The sequence below is a fragment of the Pseudonocardia sp. MH-G8 genome (genome assembly GCF_002262885.1).
Classification (GTDB): Bacteria; Actinomycetota; Actinomycetes; order Mycobacteriales; family Pseudonocardiaceae; genus Pseudonocardia.
On sequence record NZ_NKYF01000047.1, the window covers coordinates 13218 to 38725 of the forward strand.

20 protein-coding genes are annotated in these 25508 nt (G+C 71.5%); 17 read left to right on the forward strand and 3 right to left on the reverse strand.

Annotation, left to right across the window (positions count from 1 at the left end; all coding sequences use genetic code 11):
• The first annotated feature begins 61 nt into the window (after window positions 1–61).
• The 6 genes from CFP66_RS45355 to CFP66_RS45380 all read left to right on the forward strand — a co-directional run bounded on the left by CFP66_RS45355 (window position 62) and on the right by CFP66_RS45380 (window position 7670).
• Window positions 62–1345 (forward strand): glutamate mutase L, encoded by a 1284-nt coding sequence (locus tag CFP66_RS45355; RefSeq protein ID WP_094931654.1) that lies wholly within the window; start codon window positions 62–64, stop codon window positions 1343–1345.
• Between the two features lie 130 nt (window positions 1346–1475).
• Window positions 1476–2333: a helix-turn-helix domain-containing protein gene (locus tag CFP66_RS45360; protein ID WP_094931687.1), complete on the forward strand. Its 858-nt coding sequence runs from the start codon at window positions 1476–1478 to the stop codon at window positions 2331–2333.
• Between the two features lie 78 nt (window positions 2334–2411).
• On the forward strand, window positions 2412–3434 hold the full coding sequence (locus tag CFP66_RS45365) for an SMP-30/gluconolactonase/LRE family protein (protein ID WP_143517626.1): 1023 nt from the start codon (window positions 2412–2414) through the stop codon (window positions 3432–3434).
• Window positions 3435–3815: 381 nt separating this feature from the next.
• Window positions 3816–5315: an adenosylhomocysteinase gene (ahcY, locus tag CFP66_RS45370; RefSeq protein ID WP_094931658.1), complete on the forward strand. Its 1500-nt coding sequence runs from the start codon at window positions 3816–3818 to the stop codon at window positions 5313–5315.
• Window positions 5316–5354: 39 nt separating this feature from the next.
• The gene (locus tag CFP66_RS45375) at window positions 5355–5807 is read left to right on the forward strand and encodes an NUDIX domain-containing protein (protein ID WP_233160275.1); all 453 of its coding nucleotides are present in this window, start codon (window positions 5355–5357) and stop codon (window positions 5805–5807) included.
• 135 nt (window positions 5808–5942) lie between these two features.
• Window positions 5943–7670, forward strand: coding sequence for a protein O-GlcNAcase (locus CFP66_RS45380; RefSeq protein WP_094931660.1), 1728 nt, complete (start codon window positions 5943–5945; stop codon window positions 7668–7670).
• A gap of 245 nt (window positions 7671–7915) precedes the next feature.
• On the opposite strand, the gene CFP66_RS45385 is transcribed toward CFP66_RS45380, so the two are convergent.
• Entirely contained in the window at window positions 7916–8104 is a 189-nt protein-coding gene (locus CFP66_RS45385; RefSeq protein WP_094931662.1) for a hypothetical protein, read from the reverse strand.
• A 432-nt stretch (window positions 8105–8536) separates the two neighbouring features.
• Between CFP66_RS45385 and CFP66_RS45390 the strand changes: the two genes are divergently transcribed.
• Window positions 8537–8749: a MerR family DNA-binding transcriptional regulator gene (locus CFP66_RS45390; RefSeq protein ID WP_094931663.1), complete on the forward strand. Its 213-nt coding sequence runs from the start codon at window positions 8537–8539 to the stop codon at window positions 8747–8749.
• Between the two features lie 63 nt (window positions 8750–8812).
• On the forward strand, window positions 8813–9454 hold the full coding sequence (locus tag CFP66_RS45395; RefSeq protein ID WP_094931665.1) for a dTMP kinase: 642 nt from the start codon (window positions 8813–8815) through the stop codon (window positions 9452–9454).
• A 22-nt stretch (window positions 9455–9476) separates the two neighbouring features.
• On the opposite strand, the gene CFP66_RS45400 is transcribed toward CFP66_RS45395, so the two are convergent.
• Both CFP66_RS45400 and CFP66_RS45405 read right to left on the reverse strand, forming a co-directional pair.
• Window positions 9477–10049, reverse strand: coding sequence for a sigma-70 family RNA polymerase sigma factor (locus CFP66_RS45400; RefSeq protein ID WP_233160277.1), 573 nt, complete (start codon window positions 10047–10049; stop codon window positions 9477–9479).
• Entirely contained in the window at window positions 10046–10396 is a 351-nt protein-coding gene (locus CFP66_RS45405) for a hypothetical protein (RefSeq protein WP_094931667.1), read from the reverse strand. The genes CFP66_RS45400 and CFP66_RS45405 overlap by 4 nt, the downstream gene beginning before the upstream one ends.
• Window positions 10397–10513: 117 nt before the next feature.
• On the opposite strand from CFP66_RS45405, the gene CFP66_RS45410 reads away from it, so the two are divergent.
• The 9 genes from CFP66_RS45410 to CFP66_RS45450 are packed head-to-tail and all read left to right on the forward strand — an operon-like array spanning window position 10514 to window position 25368.
• Window positions 10514–12235 carry an N-6 DNA methylase gene (locus tag CFP66_RS45410; protein WP_094931692.1) on the forward strand — a complete coding sequence of 574 codons (1722 nt, stop codon included), beginning with the start codon at window positions 10514–10516 and terminating at the stop codon, window positions 12233–12235.
• Between the two features lie 23 nt (window positions 12236–12258).
• Window positions 12259–14205, forward strand: a complete 1947-nt coding sequence (locus CFP66_RS45415) for a class I SAM-dependent DNA methyltransferase (protein WP_094931669.1) — start codon at window positions 12259–12261, stop codon at window positions 14203–14205.
• Window positions 14202–15458, forward strand: a complete 1257-nt coding sequence (locus tag CFP66_RS45420; protein WP_094931671.1) for a restriction endonuclease subunit S — start codon at window positions 14202–14204, stop codon at window positions 15456–15458. Before CFP66_RS45415 ends, CFP66_RS45420 begins: the two co-directional genes overlap by 4 nt.
• Window positions 15455–18592 (forward strand): type I restriction endonuclease subunit R, encoded by a 3138-nt coding sequence (locus CFP66_RS45425; protein WP_094931672.1) that lies wholly within the window; start codon window positions 15455–15457, stop codon window positions 18590–18592. The genes CFP66_RS45420 and CFP66_RS45425 overlap by 4 nt, the downstream gene beginning before the upstream one ends.
• Window positions 18585–19625: a virulence RhuM family protein gene (locus CFP66_RS45430; RefSeq protein ID WP_094931674.1), complete on the forward strand. Its 1041-nt coding sequence runs from the start codon at window positions 18585–18587 to the stop codon at window positions 19623–19625. Before CFP66_RS45425 ends, CFP66_RS45430 begins: the two co-directional genes overlap by 8 nt.
• Window positions 19622–21178 (forward strand): serine/threonine-protein kinase, encoded by a 1557-nt coding sequence (locus tag CFP66_RS45435; RefSeq protein WP_233160278.1) that lies wholly within the window; start codon window positions 19622–19624, stop codon window positions 21176–21178. Before CFP66_RS45430 ends, CFP66_RS45435 begins: the two co-directional genes overlap by 4 nt.
• 59 nt (window positions 21179–21237) lie before the next feature.
• On the forward strand, window positions 21238–21915 hold the full coding sequence (gene mtrA, locus CFP66_RS45440; RefSeq protein ID WP_094931676.1) for an MtrAB system response regulator MtrA: 678 nt from the start codon (window positions 21238–21240) through the stop codon (window positions 21913–21915).
• Between the two features lie 22 nt (window positions 21916–21937).
• Window positions 21938–23635, forward strand: coding sequence for an MtrAB system histidine kinase MtrB (gene mtrB / locus CFP66_RS45445; RefSeq protein WP_233160279.1), 1698 nt, complete (start codon window positions 21938–21940; stop codon window positions 23633–23635).
• A complete protein-coding gene (locus CFP66_RS45450; RefSeq protein WP_158228469.1) occupies window positions 23632–25368 on the forward strand; it encodes an LpqB family beta-propeller domain-containing protein in 1737 nt (578 codons plus the stop codon). The genes mtrB and CFP66_RS45450 overlap by 4 nt, the downstream gene beginning before the upstream one ends.
• Window positions 25369–25508 lie beyond the last annotated feature (140 nt).

The window sequence follows — 25508 nt, forward strand, 5'->3', positions numbered from 1 at the left end:
GGCTTGACCATCGGCTCGCTTGCGCAGCCATCGGAGCCACCAGCGGTTACGCTCCTTCGTCGTGACGCCCACCGACCAGGCCGCATCGGTCTGCCTCGACGTGGGCTCCACGTGGACCAAGGCGGTGCTCGTCCGTGCGGACGGCGCGCTGGCGGGCTTCGCGGAGCACCCGACGACCACCGGTGACGTGCTCGCGGGCATGGATGCGGCCGTCCGCGCCGTCTCGGCCGCAGGCTCGGGGGAGGAGCCGGAGCTGCTGGCCTGCTCCTCCGCGGGGGGCGGCCTGCGCCTGGCCGTCGTCGGTTCCGAACGGCTGGCGGCCACCGAGGCGGGGCACCGGGTGGCGCTCACGGCGGGCGCGCACGTCGTGCACGTGCACGCCGGGCCGCTCGAGCCGTCCGACGTGCGGGAACTGCGCAGCGCCCGCCCCGCCGTCGTGCTGCTCGTGGGTGGGGCCGACGGCGACGACCCGGCCGGGTTGCTGCACAACGCGGGCCGGCTGGCCAGGGCCAGGATCCGGCACCCGATCGTGCTCGCCGGCAACGCCGCGGCGCACGACGACGCGCTCGCGCTGCTGCGCGCCACCGGCCGCCGGGTGGTCAGCTGCGACAACGTCCTGCCGCGCCTGGGCGAGGTGGTGCCGGGCCCGGCCCGCGCCGCGCTCGCCGAGCTGTACAGCCGGCACGCCATCGGGGGTCGCGGCCCCGCCGTCGGCCCCCGCTTCCGCAAGCTCGTCCGCGTGGTCACGCCGGATGCGGTCGGTCACGCGGCCGGTCGGCTCGCCCGCATCTGCGACGCCCGCGCGCTCGTCGTCGACGTCGGCTGCGCCACCACCGACGTGCATTCCGCGGTGGGGTCCGAGGCCGTCCGCACCGTCGAGGGCGACCTGGGTGTGCGGGCCGCAGCCGGCGGGGTGCTGGTGGAGGGCCAGGCGGAGGGCATCGTCGACCCGGTGGAGGCGGACCTGCTCGGGCCCACGGTCGCCCGGATGGCGAGCGAGGTGGGCTACGTGCCGCGCGATCCGGGCAGCGCCGCGGAGGACCGGCGGGTCGCCGCGCTGGCCGCCGTGGTCGCCGTCCGCCGGCACCTGCGCGTGCACGGCGACGCCGTCCGTGACCTGGGCCTCGTGGTGCTGTCGGGCGGGGTGTTCCGCCAGCGCGACCGTGCGGGCGGGCTCGCCGCCGTGGCGGCCACCCTGCGCGCGGACCCGGTGCTCGCGCCGGCGCTCGCGGGCGTGCCGATCGTGGTCGACGCCGACTTCGCGGTGGTGCCCGCGGGGCTGCTCGCGGCCCGGGGCCGCACGGATGCGGCGGAGTCGCTCCTGAAGGACCACCTGCTGGGTTGACGGGCGCGCGTCCGATCCCGGGAGCGCCCGGTGGCTGACCCTTGCCCAGGCCGAGCCGGCCGCCGCGCACCCGGACCATGAACCTGACAGGTCCTGGTTGTCCGACCCGGGACGACCGATGCTGGAGCTCATGGATCGCGGCGAGCTCGGGGAATTCCTGCGCAGCAGGCGGGCGTTGTTGCAGCCCTCGGACGTCGGGATGCCGGCGGGGGCGCGGCGCAGGACGCCGGGCCTGCGGCGCTTCGAGGTCGCGCAGCTCGCCGCGATGTCACCGGACTACCTCGCCCGGCTCGAGCAGGGTCGGGGCGCGGCGCCCTCGGTCGCCCTCGTCGCAGCCCTCGCCCGTGCCCTGCGGCTGAGCCATGACGAACGCGACCACCTGTTCCTGCTCGCGGGGCACCACGGTCCCCCCGCGGCGGGTCCGGACGAGCACGTCAGCCGCGCGCTCCTGCGTCTGCTCGACGACCTGGCCACGCTCCCTGCGCTGATCGCCTCCGACCTCAACGTGGTGCTCACCCAGAACGCGCTCGCCGACGCGCTGCTCGGTGAGCAGACCCCACAGCGGGGCTACGCCCGAAGCTGCACGTACCGCTGGTTCACCGATCCGGCGTTCCGCGCCCGCCAGCCGGTCGACGACCACGAGGACGAGAGTCGTGCCCAGGTCGAGGACCTCCGCGCGACGGTCGCGGCGCGCCGCGGGGACCGTTTCGCCACGGGGCTGGTCCGGGCCCTGCGCGCCGCGAGCCCGGAGTTCACGCGGTTGTGGACCGGACACGGTGTGGCGGTCCGTCGCAGCGATCGCCGGCGGATCATCCATCCGGTGGTCGGGCTGGTCGAGCTCGACTTCGACGTCCTCGCGACCAGCCAGGGGCAGCGGCTGGTCATCTACTCGCCCGCTCCGGGCAGCGAGGCCGTGGGGAAGCTCGAACTGATCGCCGTGCTCGGCCGGGAGCGGTTCGCCACCGCGGATCCGCACCGGGCTCCCTGACCGCACGTCACCGCCCCCTCCACCTGCCCGTTCCGTCGCTCGGCAACAGTCCACATCGGACAGACAAGGTGCAGCACGATGCAAAGGTCACCGTCCTCCCCGCACATCCGCGTGTCCTCCGCCGTACTCGGCATCGCCCTGGCGGCGGGCACGGCGTTCGGCGCGGTCGCGTGTGCGTCCCCCGTCCCCGCTGCGCCGATCGGGACCCCGGCGCCCGGCGGGTTCAGCGAGTTGGCCGACGTCCGCGTGCTGGCGGAGTTCGACGATGCCGCCGGGCAGAACGCGGAGAGCATCGCGCTCGAGCCGGGTGGCGGCGCGGTGGTGGGCATGATCGCTGCTCGGCAGGTCGTCCGGGTGCGGGGAGACGGCGCCACCGAGGTGCTGGCCACCATGCCGGTGCCGGCTGGTGGGGGCGGAACCACGCCGGTGGTCGGAGCCGCGCAGGTGACCGGCGTGGCGCGCGACCAGGACGGCGCGGTGTTCTTCCTGTACTCGGCAGGGCAGGGCGGGTCGACCGGCATCTGGAGACTGGCGCCCGGTGTGGCCGAGCCGGAGCTGATCGTTCCGATGCCGGCGGACTCCATGCCGAACGCAGTGCTCATCGACCAGTCCGGGGACCGCTTCCTCGTCACCGACTCGACCGGTGGACGGGTGTGGGAGGCCCCGTTGTCCGGCGGCGAACCGTCGGTGTGGAGCGCCGACCCCGCCCTCGCTCCGTCCGGCTTCTTCGGGGCGAACGGGCTGAAGCTGCACGCCGGTGCGGTGTGGGTGAGCAACTATGACCTCGGCACGATCGTGCGCATCGCGGTGGAGCGGTCGGGAGCGGCGGGCGCGGTTGCCGTGCACGCCACGGGCTTGGCCGGCATCGACGACTTCGACTTCACCGGTCGGGGCGAGGAGATCCTCGCGGCGCTCAACGACACGAACGAACTGGTCGGTGTCGCGGCGGACGGCACGCACCGGGTTCTGCTCGACGGTGCCGACGGCCTCCAGGGCACGACGGCGGTGGTCGTCCGCGAGGACATCGCGTTCATCAGCAACGGCGCGCTCCGGGAGGGGGACCGACCCGCGCTGCGGGCTGCCCGGCTCGTCGGGGGGTGAGGCGCGGGTGGCAGTCGACGCGGTCCGATCGCCCACTCCCGGTGCCGGCGGCGCGACCTCCTCCGCCGAGGCGGCGACCTGCCGGGTTGACAGCCCGTGCGTCCCCTCGGATGCTTGAGGGGCAATCGCGTAGTCGGTCTCGAGAGGCGCTGCGACGGGCTGCCCCCACACGGGCCCCGCCACGCTCGATGACCAGGCCGTTGCATGCAACAAGGGCGCCTGCCACTCGCACGAGGAGGGCAGCCCGGTGCACCCCGCGTACCGCCGTTCCCGGCGGCGCTGCCGCACGCCGTCCTCGCGGTTCCACCCATCCCGGCCGGGCATCGCGCACCGAGTAGCGTGGCCCGCCGCACCAGCCCATCGAGGAGGCGTAACCACCCCATGACCGCCACTGCCGACATCAGCAGCAGGTTGCAGACCCGCGGCGGCATCGACTTCGCCGTGGCCGATCTCGGCCTGGCCGAGTTCGGCCGCAAGGAGATCCGGCTCGCCGAGCACGAGATGCCCGGCCTGATGGAGCTTCGCCGCGAGTACGCCGAGGCGCGCCCGCTGCAGGGGGCGCGGATCGCCGGCTCCCTGCACATGACCGTGCAGACCGCGGTGTTGATCGAGACCCTGGTCAGCCTGGGCGCCGATGTGCGCTGGGTGTCCTGCAACATCTTCTCCACCCAGGACCACTCGGCCGCGGCCATCGTCGTGGGCCCGCACGGCACCGCGGAGGAGCCGCAGGGTGTGCCGGTGTTCGCCTGGAAGGGCGAGACGCTGGAGGAGTACTGGTGGTGCACCGAGCAGCTGTTCAAGTTCACCGACGAGGCCGGCAACGTGGTCGGTCCGAACATGATCCTCGACGACGGTGGTGACGCCACCCTGCTCGTGCACAAGGGCGTGGAGTTCGAGAAGACCGGTGTGGTGCCCACGGTCGAGGACGAGGACCTGACGGTCTCGGACGAGTACCGGATCATCCTGGACACGCTGCGCCGTTCGCTGGCCGAGGACCCGAAGCACTGGACCACGGTGGCCTCGGACATCCGGGGTGTTACCGAGGAGACCACCACCGGTGTGCACCGGCTCTACCAGCTGGCCGAGCAGGGTCTGCTGCTGTTCCCGGCGATCAACGTCAACGACTCGGTCACCAAGAGCAAGTTCGACAACAAGTACGGCATCCGCCACTCGCTGATCGACGGGCTCAACCGCGGCACGGACGTGCTGATCGGCGGCAAGGTAGCGGTCGTGTGCGGCTACGGCGACACCGGCAAGGGCTCGGTCGAGGCGCTGACCGGCCAGGGCGCGCGCGTGATCGTGGCCGAGGCCGACCCGATCTGCGCGCTGCAGGCGCTGCTGGAGGGTCACCAGGTGGCGCGCCTGGAGGACGTGATCGGCCAGGCCGACATCATCATCACGGCCACCGGCAACAAGGACATCGTGTCCGCCGACCTGATGTCGCGTACCAAGCACCAGGCGATCATCGCCAACGTCGGGCACTTCGACAACGAGATCGACATGGCCGGGCTGGGCCGCTACCCGGGCATCCGCAAGCTGAACATCAAGCCGCAGGTCGACGAGTGGGTCTTCCCGGACGGCCACTCGATCATCGTGCTGTCCGAGGGCCGGCTGATGAACCTGGGCAACGCCACCGGGCACCCGTCGTTCGTGATGTCCAACAGCTTCGCCAACCAGGTGATCGCCCAGGTCGAGCTGTTCACCAAGCACGAGGAGTACAACAAGGACGTCTACCGGCTGCCGAAGATCCTGGACGAGAAGGTCGCCCGGATCCACGTGCTGGCGCTGGGTGGTGAGCTGACGAAGCTGACCAAGGACCAGGCCGAGTACATCGGCGTGGACGTCGAGGGCCCGTACAAGCCGGAGCACTACCGGTACTGATCTCTCGCCCGGGGGAGCGCCGCCACCTAATGTGGTGGGGTGGTGCTCCCCCGGGGTGATGGTGACGGCTGGGCGTGTTGCGCGCTCGGCCACAAGCACTGGGGCCTGTTCGGCGCGGCCGGGCTCCTGCTGTGGCACCGCGGATCCGTGCTGCTGCAGCACCGGGCCCTGTGGAGCCACCACGGCGGCACCTGGGGCCTGCTCGGCGGCGCCCGCAACCGCGCGGAGTCGGCCGAGCAGGCCGCCCAGCGCGAGGCCGCCGAGGAGGCGGGGCTCGCCGACGACTCCTACGAGGTCACCGGCGCCTTCGTCGACGACCACGGCGGCTGGTCGTACACCACCGTCGTGGCGCGCGCCCACGCGGCCGTGCTGCCGACCGGCCTGACCGGTGAGACGCTGGAGGTCCGCTGGGTCAGGGTCGAGGACCTCCACGACCTCCCCCTGCACCCGGGCTTCGCAGCGACGTGGGAGACGGTCCGCGCGATCGCGTGAGCCCCCCCGCGGCCCCGCCCCCGCCCCCGCCCCCGGTTCAGGAAAGCCACTTTCATGCCCTGCAGGTTCATGAATGTGGCTTTCCTGAACTCCTGGGGCGCCGGCGGGGCCGGGGGCCGGTAGCCTCTCGCGGCTGTGGCCGTCGATCTTCCCTCCTTCGCGTGCGCGCCGGGCTGCCGCGTCGTCCTGCAGCCCGGGCCCCGTCACGACCCCGCCGCGGAGCGGGTCGTCCTCGGCTGGCTGCGGGAGCGTGGTGCCGTCGTCGTGGACGGCGGGGCGCAGCTCGTCGTCCGGGTGGGCGAGGTGCACGACGGGCCGCCGGAGTCGTACGGGCTGGTGGTCGAGCCCGGTCTCGTGCGGCTGGCGGGGGCGGACGCCGCGGGGGTGCACCACGCCGCCCAGGCGCTGCGCGCACTGGCCCGTCCGCAGGAACCGCTGCCGGCGGTGCGCACGTCTGCTGCGCCCGCGATGCCGTTCCGGGGGTCGATCGAGGGCTTCTACGGCACGCCGTGGTCGCACGAGGACCGGCTGGCGCACCTGGACCACCTCGCCGCGCTGCGCATGAACACCTACGTCTACGCGCCGAAGGACGATGCCCACCACCGGGAGCGCTGGCGCGAGCCCTACCCTCCCGGCGAGCTGGCCCGGCTCGGCGAGCTGGTGGAGCGGGCGCGGGAGCGGCACGTCCGGTTCGTGTTCACGGTCTCGCCGGGGCTGTCGATGCGCTACTCCGACGAGGCCGACGTCGCCGCGTTGCTGGCGAAGTTCCAGGCGGTGCACGACCTCGGCGGGCGGGACTTCGCCGTGGCGATGGACGACATCGACCCGCGCGTCTGGCACGCGGACGCCGACGCCGAGCGGTTCGCCGAGGGTGCGGGGGCGGCCCACGCCTGGCTGACCGGGCGGGTGGTGGAGTGGGCGCGCGGGCTCGGCGACTGCGCCCCGGTGCAGTTCGTCCCCACCGAGTACTACGACCTGGCCGACACGCCCTACAAGCGGGCGTTGCGCGAGCGCCTCGATCCGCAGGTGCTCGTGTGGTGGACCGGCGACGGCGTGGTCCCCGCCACGATCACCCGCGCCGACGCCGCCGCGGCGGCCGACGTGTACGGCCACCGGCTGCTTGTGTGGGACAACTTCCCGGTCAACGACTACCTCCCGGGCCGCATCCCGCTCGGCGACTGGTCCGGCCGGCAGGACGGGCTGTCCGCGCACGTCGAGGGCGTGCTCGCCAACCCGATGGTGCAGCCGACGCTCAGCCGGGTCGCCCTGCACTCGTTCGCCGAGTACGGGTGGGACGACCAGGGTTTCGACCCGCGCGCGTCCTGGCGCCGGGCGCTTGCGGCGCAGGCGGGTGGGCGGGCGGACGTGCTCGACGCGCTGGTGGCGTTCGCCGATCTCAACACCCGCGACGAGCGCCTGCACCTGGCCCAGGCGCCCCGGCACGCGGCCGGGCTGGACGCCGTGCGCGCGGCGTGGCGCACGGGGGACGTGGCCGCGGCGCAGGCCCGGCTGCGCCGGATCGCGGCGCGGCTCGCGGCCGTGCCGGAAACGGTCCGTCGGGGCGTCGACCCGCGGTTCGCCGCCGAGGCGGCGCCGTGGCTGGACGCCACCGGCCTGCTGGGCCGCGCGCTCGCCGCTGTGGTGCCGGTGCTCGCGGGTGACACCCGGACGCAGGTGCGGGCGGAGATCGGGGAGCTGCTGGGGCGGGTCGCGGCGCTGCGCGACCACACGCTCCCGCACCGGGGCGGGCCCGTCCTGGTCGGGGACGGTGTGATCGACCGTTTCCTGCTCGAGCTGGTCGAGCACACGTCGGGCGGAGGTGCGTCGATCGCACCGGCACCCGGCGCCGCTCCTCCGGGCTGAGTGCGGCGCGTACGGCCCCTCCGAGGTTCAGGAAAGCCACATTCGTGAACCTGCAGGACAGGAAAGTGGCTTTCCTGAACTCGCGGAGTGTGCGGTGAGGGCCCGGTGCAGGGGCATCGACGTCGGGGCGTTGCAGGCGGTGCTCCCGTTCTGCGCCTGTGCTCCCCGTCGACGGGGAGCGCGGGTCAACTCGGGGTGCGCGGCTGGACAGGCGACGCGTCAGAAGGTAGCGACGGGCGCGGTACTCACCGCCGCTGCCGGAACTCGAGCGCGGCGACCATCTGCGCCACCCGCAGGCCGAGGTGCGCGGCGTGTTGCTCGACGAGCCGCGCCGCCGTGGAGGGTGTGGTCGGCACCCCGACGCCGGCTGCGGCGCAGCCGGCGCACAGCGTCAGGCACAGCACCCCCACGCAGCCGAGCGCCGCGGTGGTCACCCGCAACGACGGGGATTCCGTACCGCAGCACTCGCACCGGACCCCGCGCGGACACCGGGTCGTATCGCCGAGCTCGAACGCATTCACCGCGCACCCCGGACGTCGTCGATGTGGGTGCTGGGGCTGCCCCCTGCGGGACTGCGCCCCTCCGGCCGACCGGCGTGCGTGCGGCCGGTCACCGGGTCACCGCTCGCGGCGGCAGGGGCGCTGTACTGGGTCGAGGTGTGATGCTTCGCATCGGGTCCGTCTCCTGCTCTGTTCAGGTAGCGGATCAAGGCCCTCGGCTCGGTGTTCCCGCACCGACCGGGGGCCGCGTTCGTCTCGAAGGACTCTCGCAACCTAGCAAACCACGCAAGGCAAGCGTAGTGAGAAGATACGGCAGAGCGAGCACAGTGAGTGGATATGCGCAGGGTGCGCACCTAACGTCAGGGCATGTCCGAGCGTTCAGAACGGCTGCTCGGCACCGGTGAGGCCGCCCGCGCGCTCGGCATCAGCCCGCGCACGCTCGCGCACTACGCGCAGACCGGCCAGCTGGAACCGGCGCTCGTGCTCCCGTCCGGGTACTACAAGTGGAACGTCGACGACATCAGGCGCCAACTCCGTGAGCTGCGGCAGCGGCGACGCGCCGCCGACGACCGGGAGTAGTAGCGAGCCGCGGCGGTCTCGCCCGCTTGTGGTCGCTGGACTTGCCCGCGGCATGATGCGCGGATGGGCCGCCTGATCGTCGTCGAAGGCTTGGACGGGGCGGGCAAGCGCACCCTGTCCGACGCGCTGTGCGCCGCGCTCGCCGACGGGGGCTGCCGCGTCGCGCGCTTCGCGTTCCCCCGCTACGACGCCGACGTGCACGCCGAGCTGGCGCGGGAGGCGCTCTACGGCCGCCACGGCGACCTCGCCGCCTCGGTGCACGGCATGGCGCTGCTGTTCGCGCTGGACCGCCGCGCCGCGGCGCCGGAGCTGCGGGCGGCGCGCGAGGCGAATGACGTGGTGCTCGTCGACCGCTACGTGGCCTCCAACGCCGCCTACAACATGGCGCGGCTGGGTGAGGACGTCGACGGCGAGCTCGTCACGTGGGTGCACGAGCTGGAGGTGGAGCGCTTCGGCGTGCCGGTGCCCGACCACCAGCTGCTGCTCGCCGTGCCGCAGGCGGTGGCCGCCGAGCGGGCCGCGCACCGGGAGCGCACCGAGGTGGGTCGCGCCCGCGACGCCTACGAGTCCGACGCCGGGCTGCAGGAACGCACCGGCGCGGCGTACACGCAGCTGGCCGCCGCGTCGTGGCTCTCGCCGTGGACGGTGCTGGACGGCGCCGCGGTGGTCGACACGACCGCGCTCGCCACCCAGCTCGTCGCGTAGCCCCCTGCTCCGCCCGGAGGGCTCAGGTGCCCTCGGCGAGCCGCGCGCGCAGGGCTGTCAGAGCCCGGTGTTGCGCGACTCGCACCGCGCCCTCGGTCATGCCGAGGGCGGCGCCCGTCTCGGCGGCACTGAGCTGGTGGATCAGCCGCAGTGTCAGGATCTGCTGCTGCCGCTCCGGCAGCGTGGCGATGAGCCGCTTGGCGAGGGCAGCCCGTTCGGCCTGCAACGCCGACAGCTCCGGCCCGGCGGAGCGGTCGGCCTGTTCGGGGAAATCGGCTACCGGCACCGATCGGTTGCGGGCCGCTCCACGGAAGGCGTCGGCGGCCTTGTGACGGGCGATGCCTGCGACGAAGGCCTCGAACGCGCCGCCATCCGTGCGGTAGCTCGGCAGTGCCCCGACGACGGCGAGCACGACCAGCTGCACCATGTCGTCGAGGTCGGCGGCCGGATCGGGGGCCCGGCCTCCTGCATACCTCCTGCAGAACCGCCACGCCAGCGGCATGATCACCTCGCGGATCGGCGCGTCGACGGCGCCGGGTTCGTTGCGCTGGGCGGCGGCGATGAGCGCATCCTTCTCGATCACCGGCGCCGTCACGGCTCGGCTCGGCGCTGCGCGGGGATGTGGACGGCAGCCGGCGCGAGCACCGTGCGGAGCGCGCCGTCGCGGACGATCAGCCAGAGTCCCGGGCGCCGTTCGTTGCGGCCGTACACGGTGCGGTCCCGGATCACGATCGGCCACGTGGGGTCGGGCCTGATGCGCCACCTCGCCGTCGCAACAAGCTCGTGGAGGCGGCGCCGCGCCAGCCACTCGGGCACGGCCTCGACACGCTCCTGGTAGCGGGCGACCGCGTGCTGGGTGATCACGACGTTTGCAGGCGCGGAGCCGAGGTTCGGGTGGGGGAGCGCCAGGGCGAGGATCGCGGCGCGGAGGTCGGGCGACATGGCCTGCCTTTCTGACGAGGTGAACGCTGTGACCATAGAAGCATCTGTGAACATCGGTCAACAAGTTCACAAGCTTGAACATGCGTTGACCTTCCTGCTACTGTCGCCGCCGTGAACATGGACGACCAGGACCGCGTGACGGCAGCGGCCATCGCCCGGCGCGCCGGTGTCGGCCGGGCGGCCGTGTCGAACTGGCGTCGCCGATATCCGCACTTCCCCGAGCCGGTCGGGGGCACCGCGAGCAGCCCGGTCTTCTCGTGGGAGGAGGTCCTGAAATGGCTGCACGACACGGGCAAGGCCGGTCAGCTGGTGACGATGGGTCGCACCGACACCGGCACCCAGCGCATCGACGACGCCGGGCCGGTCGCCGAGCTGTCCGCCGCGGTTCCCCAGGAGCGGGCCATCGCCGATCTGGAGCCGCGGCAGCTGCTGGCGCGGGTGATGGCCGCTGTGCTCCCGTACCCCGGGACCGAGGACCCGGACGACGGCGAGCCACCTGTCGTCCTCGACCCCGCGTGCGGCGCGGGAGCACTGCTCCTGGCCGTCGCCGACCGGTTCGGTGACCAGGTGAAGCTCGTCGGCCAGGAGGTCGAGGAAGAGGTCGCCGCACGTGCCGCCGCCGAGCTGCGCAACCATCCGCACGCGCCCCTCCACGACGTGCAGAAGGGCGACTCCCTGCTGGACAGCCACCTGGCCCGGTACCTGGGTGCTGCCGCAGCCGTCGCCTGCATTCCGCCGGGCAACGTCCGGCAGTGGCCCGTCGCGGAGTTGGCGGCCGACCCGCGCTGGCGGTTCGGCATACCCGACGCCGGCGACCCGGAGCTGGCGTGGGTGCAGCACTGCTACGCCCACCTGCGGCCGCGTGGCGTGGCGGTGGTCGCGGTATTGCTGCCCACCTGCACCCGCCCGTCCGGCCAGGTCGTCCGTGCGGAGCTGGTCCGCTCCGGTGTGCTGCGCGATGTGATCGCCCTGCCGAAGGGGGTGGGTTCCGCCGGGGACGGCCTGCACCTCTGGGTGCTGCAGCGACCCTATGGCGCCTGGGACGGCGGTCCGGTGCGGATGGTCGACCTCTCCGGGCTCGCCGATCCCGCCGACGTCCCGCACGAGAACGGCGCCTGGAACCGGCTGTTCGCCGACGCCGACCCCGCCGTGGTGCGCAGCGTCCCGCGCCTCGATCTCCTCGACGGTGACACCGCCCTGCTGCCGTCCCGGTACCTGTCGTCGCGGCAGGCGGCTGCGGCCGACGACCTGGCCGACCTCACAGCGCGGTTGCGGGCGGCGTACTCCCGGCTCGGGCGGGCCCTTCCCCGGCCTGCGAGCGCCACACCGAGGCCGGAGCGCCCGCAGGTGACCATCGCCGAGCTGGAACGGTCCGCGGCGCTAACGATCCGGCCCCGGGACACGACACCTCGCAGAGGTGACGTCCTGATCCGCAACTTGGGCAGGCCGCCGGTCGTCGCCCAGGGCTCCCCGTCGGATGAGAACGGCGTCGCGCAGGTGATCGAGATCGACCCGGTCCGGCTGGACCCGCACTTCCTTGCGATGTTCCTGCGGGCCGACGCCGGTGTCCTCCCCGTGGCCAACACCCACGGCGCGCTGAGCCGCGACGACCTGCGCCGCTGCCGCCTTCCCCGCATGCCCCTGGCCGAGCAACGCCGATACGGCGAGTCCTTCCGGCACCTCCTCGACCTCCAGGAGGCCGTCGAGGCGCTCGCCACGGTGAGCGCCGGCGTGCTCGACCAGACCATCCACAGCCTGACGACCGGTGCCCTCGCCCCGCAGCTCCACCCTGCCCGCGAGAGCATCTCCGCCGACCCGACCGAGAGTGAGAGCACGTGAGTTCCGGCCCGACGCATACGAAGATGGCGAACGACATCTGGTCGGTCGCCGACCTGCTGCGCGGCGACTACAAGCGCCACGAGTACGGCCAGGTGGTCCTGCCGTTCACCCTCCTGCGTCGCCTGGACGCCGTCATCGCCCCCACCCGGGAGGCCGTCCGCAGTCGTGACGCGCAGCTGCCGGAGATCCAGAACAAGCAGCGCCTGCTGGAGGTGGCGGCGAAGCTGCCGTTCTACAACGTCTCCGCCCAGGACTTCGCCTCGATCGCCGCCGACGCCGGCAACGTCGCGAAGAACCTGCGCGACTACGTCAATGGCTTCTCGCCCAACGTCCGGGAGATCCTGGGCCGGTTCGACCTGGACACGGAGATCACGCGGCTGGGGAGCGCGAAGCTCCTGTACAAGGTCGTCGGCAGGTTCGCCGAGATGCGCGACCTCGACAAGCTGTCCAACCACGACATGGGCTACGTCTTCGAGCACCTCATCCGCAAGTTCGCGGAGGATTCGAACGAGACGGCCGGTGAGCACTTCACCCCGCGCGAGGTCATCCGGCTGATGGTGAACCTGCTGATCGCGCCGGACGCCGACACGGTGGCGGGGGAGGGGCAGGTCATCAACATCCTCGACCCCGCCTGCGGCACCGGCGGCATGCTCACCGCGGCCGAGGACCACGTCAAGTCGATCAACCCGAAGGCCGAGGTCTACCTGTTCGGCCAGGAGGTCAACGCGGAGTCGTGGGCCGTGTGCCAGTCGGACATGCTCATGAGCAGCCACCGCGGCCGCATCGTCTACGGCAACTCCTTCTCCGACGACGGCCACGAGGGCCGGAAGTTCGACTACATGCTGGCCAACCCGCCGTTCGGCGTGGAGTGGAAGAAGGTCAAGGAGCAGGTCGAGGAGGAGGCCGAACTCGGCCACGCCGGCCGCTTCGGCGCCGGCCTGCCCCGCATCAACGACGGCTCGTTCCTGTTCCTGCAGCACATGATCTCGAAGATGGAGCCGGTGGAGGGCAAGGGTGCCCGCCTGGCGATCGTCTTCAACGGCTCCCCGCTGTTCACCGGTGCCGCGGGCTCCGGTGAGTCGCGGATCCGGCAGTGGATCCTGGAGAACGACCTGCTGGAGGGCATCGTCGCCCTGCCGGACCAGCTCTTCTACAACACCGGCATCTCCACATACTTCTGGATCCTGTCCAACCGCAAGGACGCGGCGCTGCGCGACAAGGTGATCCTGCTCGACGCCCGCGACCAGTGGGAGAAGATGCGCAAGTCCCTCGGTGACAAGCGCAAGCAGATCAGCGACCCGCAGATCGAGCACATCACGAAGCTCTACGTCGACGCCCTCACGGTCGCCGCCGACGCCGAGCACCCCGAGCACGCCAAGGTGAAGGTCTTCCGCACCCGCGACTTCGGCTACCACCGCATCACGGTCGAACGGCCGCTCAAGCAGCGCTTCGAGATCAGCGACGACACCCTCGCCGCGCTGGAGAACGCCCGCCCGCTCGCGAAGTGGGACGACCGGGAGGCGTTCGTCGAGGCCATGCGCACCTGCGTCGGCACGGTGTGGTGGACCAAGGCGGAGGCCGCCGACGCCCTGCGCGTCACCGCGAGCACGGCCGGCCTGCTCTGGCCGACCACTGCGGCGCTGGTCAAGGCCATCTGGGGCGCGATCGCGGTGTCGGACCCCGACGGCGAGGTGCAGAAGGCCAAGGGCGCGGTGCTGCCCGACCCGGACCTGCGCGACTACGAGAACGTCCCGCTCGACGAGGACATCGAGGAGTGCTTCCGGCGCGAGGTCATCCCACACGTCCCGGACGCCTGGATCGACCACGAGAAGACCAAGGTCGGCTACGAGATCCCCTTCACCCGCCACTTCTACGTCTACACCCCACCTCGCCCGCTCGCGGAGATCGACGCGGAGTTGCGGGAGTTGGAAGAGCAGATCCAGAAGCTGCTGGGTGAGGTGACGGGGTGAGCTGGACAACGATGCGGCTGAAGCACGTTGCGCGCGTCGGCTATGGACTCGGGCAGCCACCGGAACTTAGCGACACCGGCATCCCGATCCTGCGAGCCACAAACATCAACCGAGGGAAGTTCTCTAGTCGCGGCCTAATATTCGCCACCAAGAGCGACCTCCCGCTCGAGCGCGCTCCCCTATTGGGCGAGGGAGAGATTCTAGTAGTACGAAGTGGGGCTTATACCGGCGACTCCGCGCTTGTTACGAGGGAGTGGGTGGGAAGCGCTCCGGGATACGACCTCCGCGTAAGTCCGATGGCGGCCTACTCGCCCTTTATTGCATACTGCCTTCTGGGTGCGACTACTCTTGATCAGATAGATCTGGCAAAGTCGAGGGCTGCGCAACCGCACCTTAATGCCGATGACTTGGGTGATGTTCGAATCCCTCTGCCTGACGTTGTCGAGCAGCGTCGAATCGCTGACTTTCTTGACGCCGCGATCGCGAAGGTGGATGCGCTTGCGGCACATCGACGCTCGCAGTCGGCGGCGCTTGGCGAAGTGGAACTGTCGCAAATCGGCGAGCACCTTGGCGGCTTCGATGCCACTGGCAGTCGCATTGGCACTGGTTGGGGATGGCTGCCGTCGCTCCCCAGCGGGTGGGGCGTTGGCCCTGTCTACGCCTACTTCCATGTGGAGCTAGGGAAGATGTTGAACGCGGCGAGGGCGTCATCTGAGAGTCGACTGCCCTACCTGCGGAACGCGAACGTTCACTGGTATGAGGTCGGCACTGAGGACATGGCGTCGATGGCGTTCGACGAGGACGAGCGAATCCGGTACGGCGTTCGAGCGGGCGACCTGCTCGTATGCGAGGGCGGTGCGGGCGTCGCCGAGGCTGCCGTGTGGGATGGGCGGTTCTCTCCATGCTTCTATCAGAAGTCACTTCATCGAGTCCGAGCAACGAAAGATTTACCTGTCGAGTGGCTCATGTACTGGTTGCGGTACGCCAAGGCGGCTGGCGTATTTGAGGCAGATGGGAACCTGGCGACTATCCCGCATCTCACTGGCGAACAACTCGCTGAGTATCGAATCCCTATCCCGCCAGATAGTCGCCGACGTGTGGCTGAGCTGAAGTCGCTGGTTGCCTCCATTCGAAACGCGCAGGCGGCGCTGGATGCTGCGAATGCGCTCCTTGCCGAGCGTCGCCAGGCCCTCATCACCGCCGCCGTCACCGGCCAGATCGACGTCACGACCGCGGGAGGGGTGGCCGCGTGAGCCCCGGGGTCCACACCGAGCGTGCGTTCGAGGATCGGGTCGAGCACGAGCTGCTCGCGCAGGGGTGGGAGAAGGCGCAGGGCGGCTACCGGCCCGAGCTGGGCATCGACACCGGCGAGCTGTACCGGTTCCTCGGCGCCACGCAGCAGAAGAGCTGGAACAAGCTCATCGACCTGTACGGCGGTGACCAGAACACCGCGCAGCGGCAGTTCGCGCAGCGGCTGGCGTCCGAGGTCGACTCCCGCGGTGTGCTCGACGTGCTGCGCCAGGGCGTGCGCGACCGGGGTGTGCAGATCGACCTCGCCTACTTCCGGCCCGGCCACACGCTCGCGGTCGACGCGCTCGCCGACTACGAGAAGAACGTGCTGACCGTCGCCCGGCAGCTGCACTACAGCACCCGTGACCCGAGCAGGTCTGTCGACATGGCGCTGTTCGTCAATGGGCTGCCCACGGCCACCGTCGAGCTCAAGAACCCGAACACCGGGCAGAACGCCGACCACGCCATCGCCCAGTACCGGGAGCGCGACGCGAACGACGTGTTCTTCGGCAAGCGGGCCGTCGTCCACTTCGCCGTCGACCCCGACCGGGCCTTCGTCGCCACCCGGCTGCGTGGCGGCGACACGCAGTTCCTGCCGTTCAACCTCGGTTCGAACGGTCCTGGGGTCAGCGGTGCAGCCGGGAACCCGCCCGCGCAGCCCGGTTCCTATGCGGTGGCGTACCTGTGGGAGCAGATCTGGCAGCGCGACAACTGGCTGGATCTCCTGCAGCGGTTCCTCCACATCCAGGCGCCGGACAAGAAGGGTGTGCGCACCAACCCGCACACGGCGCCGCGCATCTTCCCGCGCTACCACCAGTGGCACGCCGTGCAGAAGATGGTCGAGGATGCCCGCACGCACGGCGCCGGGCGGAACTACCTGATCCAGCACTCCGCCGGGTCGGGCAAGTCGAACACGATCGCCTGGCTGGCGCACCGGCTGTCCACTCTGTTCGACGCCGACAACCAGCCGGTGTTCCACAAGACCATCGTGATCACCGACCGGGTCGTGCTCGACCGGCAGCTGCAGAAGACGATCTTCCAGTTCGACCACACGCCGGGCGTCGTCCGGAAGATCGACGAGGACTCCACGCAGCTCGCGGCCGCCCTCGACGACGCCACGTCGAAGATCGTCATCTCGACGCTGCAGATGTACCCCTTCGTGCTGGGCAAGATCGCCGGCATGGGCCTGGCCGGCCGCCGGTACGCCGTCATCATCGACGAGGCGCACACCTCCCAGGGGGGTGAGTCAGCGATCCGGCTCAAGCAGGTGCTGGGGGCGAACGTGCCGGCCCGGGAGGAGGATGAGGACGCGGCGACCTACCTGTCCCGGGTGCGGGGCAAGCACCCGAACCTGTCGTACTTCGCCTTCACCGCCACGCCGAAGTCGCCGACGCTCAAGCTGTTCGGCACCTGGGACCCGCAGCGCGTGAACCCGCACACCGGCGAGCAGGGCATGTACGTGCCCTTCCACGTCTACTCGATGCGCCAGGCCATCGACGAGGGCTACATCCTCGACGTGCTTGCCAACTACCTCACCTACGACACCAAGTGGCGGCTGCGCAACGCGGCAGTCGAGCACCAGGAGTCGAGGCTCGCCAATCCCGAGGTGGACGAGCGCAAGGCCAAGGCCAAGCTAGTCCGCTTCGCCGAGCTGCACCCGAAGTCGCTGGACCAGAAGGCCAAGCTGATCGTCGAGGACTTCCGGGACACTATCGCCGGGCGCCTCGGCGGACGGGCGAAGGCGATGGTCGTCACCAGCAGCCGGGAGCACGCGCTCGGGCTCTACCAGGCCATCCGGCGCTACATCGACGTCACAGATGCCGGCCTCGGAGTCCTGGCCGCGTTCTCCGGCAAGCTCGAGGACGGGTCCACCGGGGTGGAGTTCACCGAGGCGCAGCTCAACGGTTTCCCGGAGAAGCAGCTGCCGGACATGTTCGCCTATACCAAGGCCGACGACCCGCAGGCCGCCGCGCGCGGCCAGGACGAGTACCGGCTCCTGGTCGCCGCGGAGAAGTACCAGACCGGGTTCGACCAGCCGCTGCTGTGCGGGATGTACGTCGACAAGCCGCTCACCGGCGTCGCGGCGGTGCAGACGTTGTCGCGCCTCAACCGGATCCACCCGCTCAAGTCGCAGGACGACGTGCGCATCCTCGACTTCGAGAACGACGCCACCGCCATCCAGGCCGCGTTCGAGGACTGGTTCGAGTCGACCATCACCGAAGAGGCCGACCCCAACCTGCTCTACGACAAGCAGCGCGAGGTCATGGAGTTCGGGCTGCTGGCGGCGTCGGAGATGGAAGCGTTCATGCGGGTGCTCGGCGAGGCCCCGCCCGGGCGGATGCCGGAGGCGGCCGAGCGCAAGCTGCATGCACAGCTGCACGAGTACCTGAAGCCGGCGCGGGACCGCTTCGACGCCCTCGACACCGACGACGAGCGGGAAGGCTTCCGCGGCGCCCTCCAGACCTACGTCCGTGCCTACAGCCTCCTCGCGCAGGTGATCGACTGGGGCGATCCCGATCTGGAGCGGCTCTACCAGTACGGCCGCATCCTGCTGATCCGGCTGCCCGGGCGGCCGCCGGCGTCGGTCGACATCGGCGACGCCGACCTCAGCCATTTCCGGCTGGAGTTCACCGGGCAGCACAACGTGTCGCTGTCGGCCGTCGGCGACCGGGACGTCCGCGGCCACGCGGCCGACGGCGGCGGCCTGCGCGAGCCGGAGATGACCCCGCTCGCAGAGGTGATCGCCGAGCTCAACGACCGGTTCGGGCTCGGCCTGGGCACCTCCGACGAGATCCTCGTCTTCCAGCAGGTCGTCGGGCTCGTCGAGGACACCTCGATGCAGCAGATCGCCCTGGCGAACGACGAGGCCCGGTTCGGGCAGGTGGCCGACGACCGCCTGGACGACATCGTGGCCGAGAACGCCGAGCGCAACACCGACTTCATGAAGCTCTACTTCGACAACGACGAGTTCCAGAAGGCGGTCAAGGAGGCGGCGCGCAGGCGGGCGTACCGGATCATCAGGGAGCCGGCCCGCGAGGAGGCCCTTTCCCGCCTGCGGGAGGAGATGGCGCGCGAGGTGGGGACGCGAGGTGAGTGAACCCGGCGGGGAACTGATCGTCTACCGCGGCGCGGACGGACGGTCAGAGGTTCAGCTGCGGGCCGTCGGAGGCACGGTGTGGCTCGCGCAGGCCGAGATCGCGGAGCTGTACGGCACCTCGGTGCCGAACATCGTGCAGATCATCCGGCGCATCCTCGACGACGGCGAGGTGACCGAGGCAACCATTAACTCAGAGTTAAGAGTTCGAACCGAGGGCTCCCGCAGCGTGCAGCGGGAGGTCAAGGTCTACAACCTCGACATGGTGCTGGCTATCGGCTACCGCGTGTCGACTCCGCGGGCGGTGCAGTTCCGCCAGTGGGCGACCACGGTGCTGCGCGAGTACCTCGTCAAGGGCTTCGTCCTCGACGACCGTCGTCTCAAGGACCCGGACGGCACGGACTACTTCGACGAGCTGCTCCAGCGGATCCGGGACATCCGGGCCTCCGAGAAGCGCTTCTACCAGAAGGTCCGGGACCTGTTCTCCGTGACGAGCGCCGACTACAGCAGCACGTCGGGAACGGCCAAGACCTTCTTCGCGACGATCCAGAACAAGCTCATCTTCGCTGTCACCGGCCACACGGCGGCCGAGCTGGTCCTCTCCCGGTCCGACGCGCGCTCACCGAGCCTGGGCCTCACCACCTGGGCGGGTGACCGGATCCGCAAGGGCGACGTCGTGATCGCGAAGAACTACCTGACCGAGCCGGAGATCACCGAACTCAACCGCCTGACGACCATGTTCCTCGACTTCGCCGAGGACCGTGCTCAACGGCGCCGGACGACCCTCATGGCGGAGTGGGTGGCGCAGACCGACCGGTTCCTCGACTTCAACGAACGCAACGTCTTGAACGGCCCGGGGAGCGTATCCGCGTCCGAGATGAAGGAGGTCGCGGGCGAACGCTACGCCGAGTTCGACAAGAGCCGGAGGTCGCTCGAGGCGGAGATCGCCGAGGCCGAGGAGCTCGACGACATCCGCGCCTTGACCGCGCTCGACCGTCCAGCCGACCGTGACGACCGGGCGGAGGGCGGGGGGTGACGGACGGGGCGGACGGACGGCGGGTGCTCGGGGGCCGCTATCGCGTGGATGGATCGCTCGGGCGCGGCGGCATGAGCGAGGTCTTCCACGGTTACGACGAGCGCCTCGACCGGCGGGTGGCGATCAAGGAGCTGCGCCCGCCGTCCGCGCCGCTGCCGGCCGAGCCGGACAGCCCGGAGGCCGCCGAGGTCCTCGACGCCCTCGACCGTGACCGCAAGCGGTTCCTCCGCGAGATCCGCACCACGGCCCGGCTGGAGCTTCCCGGCGCTCCGGCCGTCTACGACACCGGGGAGGAGGTCGCTGCGGACGGGAGCAGCCGGCTGTGGCTCGTCATGCAACTGCTGCGCGGCTCCACCCTGGAGGCCGTACTCGACCGTGCCGACTACGTGCACGAACCGCCGAGCGTGACCTGGGCGGCGGCGGTCGCCGCGCAGATCGCCGCGGTCCTCGCCGACGTGCACCGGGTGGACATCGTCCACCGGGACATCAAGCCGGCCAACGTGATGATCGTCGATGGCGGCCTGGTGAAGGTGCTCGACTTCGGTATCGCGATCCTGCGCGGCGGGGACGCCCTTCCCCGGTTGACGCAGGTCGACAAGACGGTGGGCACCCCGCCCTACATGTCCCCGGAACAGGGCCTCGGGCAGGTCGTCACGGCCGCATCGGACGTCTACTCGCTGGGCTGCCTCCTGTGCGAGCTCCTGACCGGCGACCCGCCGTTCCTCGCCACGGCCGACCGGTCGTTGCGGGCCCACCACCTGCAGTCGGCGGCGCCATCGATGCGCGACCGACGAGCCGAGGTGCCGGCCGGACTCGACGACCTGGTCAAGGCAATGCTGGAGAAGGACCCGCAGGATCGCCCGACGGCGGAGGCGGCGTACGACACCCTGGTCCCGCTCGTGGCGCGGACCGAGGCCGACGCGCGGCACGAAGACCGCGATCCGGCGCTGCCGTTCCGGCGTCCCTTGCTCTCCACCCCGCCGCGCCGGGCGTCCGAAGCAGCGCCGGAATCTTTCACCGAGGCGGAGTTCGAGCAGCTCAGTGCCGCTGCCGAGGAACTGCTCGACAACGACCGGCCTGCCGAGGCGATCCGCCTCCTCGACGAGGGACTCGAACGAGCTGCTCACCAGCCGTTCCTGGAGCTGCGGCTGCGGCACTTCCTGGCGGGTGCGCTGTACTACGCCGGCGAATACACCCGCGCGGCACCGCTCTTCGACGGCGTCGGCCGGGACTACAAACGCCGCCTGGGCCCCTCCGACGATTTCGTGATCGACGCCTTCTACCACGCCGGGCACTCCTATGCCGAGATCGGAAAACCCGACAAGGCACTGCCGCACCTGTGGTTCTTCCTGCGCCACGCAGACGGGGAGGACACGGACCGGGTCCTGCGCACGCGGTTCGTCATCGCGCAGATGCTCACGGCCGCGGACCGCCCCGAGGACGCCCTGGACGAGCTGCGGGACCTGCGCCCGCACATCTCGGCTGCCTACGGTGGCGGGTCGACCCAGGTTCGCAACATCGACAAGCACATCAGCCGGCTGATCGGACGGTGAGATCGCGCGAACCCGCGGGTCCGAGGCGGGCCGCGGGCGGCGGGTGGGATGCTGCGTTCATGAAGTCTCGCGTTCTGGTGGTCGACGACGACCCGGCGTTGGCCGAGATGCTGACGATCGTGCTGCGGGGCGAGGGGTTCGATACCGCGGTGGTCGCCGACGGCACCCGCGCCCTGCCGGCCGTCCGTGAGATGCGGCCCGACGTCGTGCTGCTCGACCTGATGCTGCCGGGCATGAACGGGATCGACGTCTGCCGGGCGATCCGCACCGAGTCGGGCGTGCCGATCGTGATGCTCACCGCCAAGAGCGACACCGTCGACATCGTGCTGGGCCTGGAGTCCGGGGCCGACGACTACGTGGTCAAGCCGTTCAAGCCCAAGGAGCTCGTCGCCCGCATCCGCGCCCGGGTGCGCCGCACCGAGGCCGAGCCGGCCGAGCAGCTCGCGATCGGCGACGTCACGATCGACGTGCCGGCCCACCAGGTCGTCCGGGCGGGGGTGCCGATCGCCCTCACACCGCTCGAGTTCGATCTCCTGGTGGCGCTGGCCCGCAAGCCGCGGCAGGTGTTCACCCGGGAAGTCCTGCTCGAGCAGGTGTGGGGTTACCGGCACGCCGCGGACACGCGGCTGGTGAACGTCCACGTGCAGCGGCTGCGGTCGAAGGTGGAGCGTGACCCGGAGCATCCCGAGGTCGTCCTGACGGTGCGCGGCGTGGGGTACAAGGCAGGTCCACCGTGACCTCCCGCGCCACGCCATGAGGATGGAGCGCGTCCGTCGCGCTCTGGCCCCGGTCCGCCAGCAGGTCGCGGAGCTGATCGAGGCCTGGGGCGTGGCATGGCGGCGCTCGATGCAGCTGCGCGTCGTGATCAGCACTCTCGCGCTGTCGACGGCCGTGGTCCTCGTGCTCGGCATGGTGCTGCAGACCCAGATCGCCCAGCGGCTCCTGCAGAACAAGGAGCATGACGCCCGCACCCGCACGGAAGCGGGCGCGGTGCTGCTGGAACGTGACCTGGCCGGCGTCGACCCGGAGCGCGAGGGCGCGCAGGGCGAGCTCAACAACGCGCTGGACCGGCTGACCAACGCGAGCGCCGCCGACGACCAGTCGGCCACGGCGGGGGAGTTCCGCGCCGTCCTCACCACGAGCGCGGGCGACGGGGGCTCGCAGGTCTCGGCGGGGCCGGTCGAGGACGTCCCCGCGACGCTGCGCGAGGCCGTCGCCGCGGGCGCGCTCGCGAGCCAGTACACGACCACCCTGAGCGAGCACAGCGTCGAGGTCCCGACGCTGGTCGTCGGGCAACCGGTGCGCACCGCGGTCGGTGATCTCGAGTTCTACCTGCTGTTCCCGCTCACCTCCGAGCAGCGCACCCTCGGCACGGTGCAGAGCACGCTGATCGTGGCCGGGCTGCTCCTCCTGTTGCTGCTCGCCGCGATCGCCGGGCTGGTCACCCGGCAGGTCGTGCGCCCGGTGCGGCAGGCCGCCGAGATCGCGGAGAGGTTCGCCGACGGGCACCTCGACGAGCGGATGCCGGTGCAGGGCGAGGACGAGGTGGCGCGGCTCGCGGAGTCCTACAACGAGATGGCGTCGAGCATCCAGAGCCAGATCCACCAGCTGGAGGAGTTCGGCGCGTTGCAGCGGCGGTTCACCTCCGACGTGAGCCACGAGCTGCGCACCCCGTTGACGACGGTGCGGATGGCGGCCGACGTGCTCTACGCCTCCCGCGAGGAACTGCTGCCGGCGCTGCGGCGCAGCTCGGAGCTGCTCGTCGCCGAGCTGGACCGCTTCGAGGCGCTCCTGGCGGACCTGCTGGAGATCAGCCGGCTCGACGCCGGTGTGGCCGAGCTCGGCGCGGAGCGGGTGGACATGCGGGCGGTGGTCGTGCGGGCGGTCGAGGCCGTGCGGGGCATCGCCGACGAGACCGGCACCCCGCTGGAGCTGGAGCTGCCGACCGGCGTGTACGCCGAGGTCGACCCGCGCCGCGTCGAGCGCATCGTGCGCAACCTGGTGGCCAACGCCATCGACCACAGCGAGAGCAGGCCGGTGCGCGTCGTCCTCGCGGAGGACGAGCACGCGGTCGCCGTGCTGGTGCGCGACCACGGCGTCGGGCTGCGCCCCGGAGAGGCGAGCCTCGTGTTCAACCGGTTCTGGCGTGCGGAGGAGTCGCGCGCCCGGCGCAGCGGCGGCAGCGGCCTCGGGCTCGCCATCGCGATCGAGGACGCGCGGTTGCACGGCGGCTGGCTGCAGGCGTGGGGCGAGATCGGCGACGGGGCGGCGTTCCGGCTGACGCTGCCGCGCACGCTGGGCGACGACGTGGAGTCGAGCCCGCTGCCACTCGGTCCGGCCGACGACGCCCCACCGGGTGCGGAGGCCGCGACGTCCGTGCCGACACCGCCGGTGGGGTGGCCGGTCACGGTGCCGTCGCACCCGTCGGACGCGAGTGGGCCGGGGGAGGACCCGTGAGCGCCCGTCGCCGGGCGGCACTGGTGGCGCTGCTGCTCGCGCTGTGCACCGCCGCCGGGTGTGCGAGCGTGCCCGAGTCGTCCACGGTCCAGGTGCTGCGCCAGATCGGCAGTGGCGACGACGAGCTGCTCCCGCCCGGCCCCGCCGAGGGCAGCAACCCGCTCGACCTGGTGCGCGACTTCGTGTTCGCCTCGGGCAGCAGCGCGGAACGCCACGGTGCGGCGCGCCGCTTCCTGGCCCCCGAGGCCGAGAACTGGGACGACGCCGCGGGCCTCACCGTGCTCGACGGGCAGTTCGACACGGTCCCCGCACCCGGGGCCGCCGGCCTCGCCACCGGCGTCACGACGATCCGGATCCGCGGCACGGCGATCGGCAGGCTCACCTCGTCGGGATCCTTCGAACCGGGGCAGAGCACGTTCCAGCAGGACGTCACCGTGGTGCGCCGCGACGGGCAGTGGCGGATCTCGAACCTCCCGGCGGGCGTCGTCGTGCCGCTGCCGGTGTTCCGGGACAACTACAAGCCCGTGCGCACCTGGTTCATCGACCCCGTCCGCAGGCTCGCCGTCGCCGACCAGCGCCACGTGCCCAGCACCCCGTCCCGGGCGCAGGCCGCGCGGGTGATGGAGCTGCTCCTGGCCGGGCCGTCGCCCGCGATGCTCGGCGCGGCCGTGTCGCTGCTCCCGCCGGGCGCGCAGCTGCGCGCCAACGTGACGGTCAGCGCGGACGGTGCCCTGATCGTGGACCTGACGCGCCTCGGTGACCTCGACCAGCCGTCCCGGATGCTGCTCGCCGCCCAGGTGGTGCTGTCGCTGTCCGAGGTGAACGTGGGGCGGGTCCGGCTGCTGGTCGACGGCGAACCGCTCGTTCCCGGCCGCCAGGACCTCACCCGCGAGGACGTCGCCGCGCTGTCCGCGGTCGTCCAGCCCGCGGCGGACGTGCCCGGGCTCGTGGTCGCCGGTGGCCGCGTCCGCCAGCTCTCCGGCCCGGAGCCGAGCGCGCCGCTGCCCGGTCCGGTGGGTGACGGCAGCTTCGACGTGGAGTCCGCGGCATCCACCGTGGACGGCGGGCGGCTCGCCGCGGTGGCCCGCTCCGGCGGGCGGCGCTCGCTCCTCGTCGGGGACGGCTCCGGGCGGGACGTCACGACGGTGTCGCTCGCGGCCGACACGATGACCAGGCCGTCGTGGACGCCGACCGGCGGTGAGGTGTGGACCGTGCTCGACTCGGCCGTCGTCGCCCGGGTGCTCGTCGGCGACACGGGCGAGCCCCGGACCGGCCAGGTGAACGCCGACGAGCTGGCGGCGCTCGGGCCGATCGCGGACCTGCGCCTGTCCCGCGACGGTGTGCGCGTCGTCGCGGTCGTCGGCGGCGGGCTCTACACCGGCGCCGTGGTACGCAGCATCGACGGCGAGGCCGCGATCCGCAACATCCACCGGCTGCGCCCGGACGACCTCGGTGAGGTCGTGGCGGCGGACTGGCGCTCGAGCGACTCCATCATCGCGATCACCCGGACCGGGGAGATGCTGGTGGCCCAGGTCTCGGTCGACGGTCTGGTGGTCCAGCCGGTCCTCAGCAACAACCTCACCCCGCCGCTCACCGCGATCGCCGCGGCGGCGAACCGGCCCCTGTGGGTCACCGACCAGACCGGGGTGTGGAGCTTCGGCGGTGGTGACCAGGTCGCGTGGCGCCAGGTCCTCGGCGGCGCGCCCGACGCAGTCCCCCTCTACCCAGGTTGATCCCGCACTCAGGGACCGCGACACAGGCACACGGAGACCCCGACTCGCAGTGAGGATGTAGGGGAGCCCCGCAGCGGTCGTTCTGGCTCACCGACTCGCTGACCGTGGTGTCCTGCGCCCGATCTGCCGGGTGACCGCTG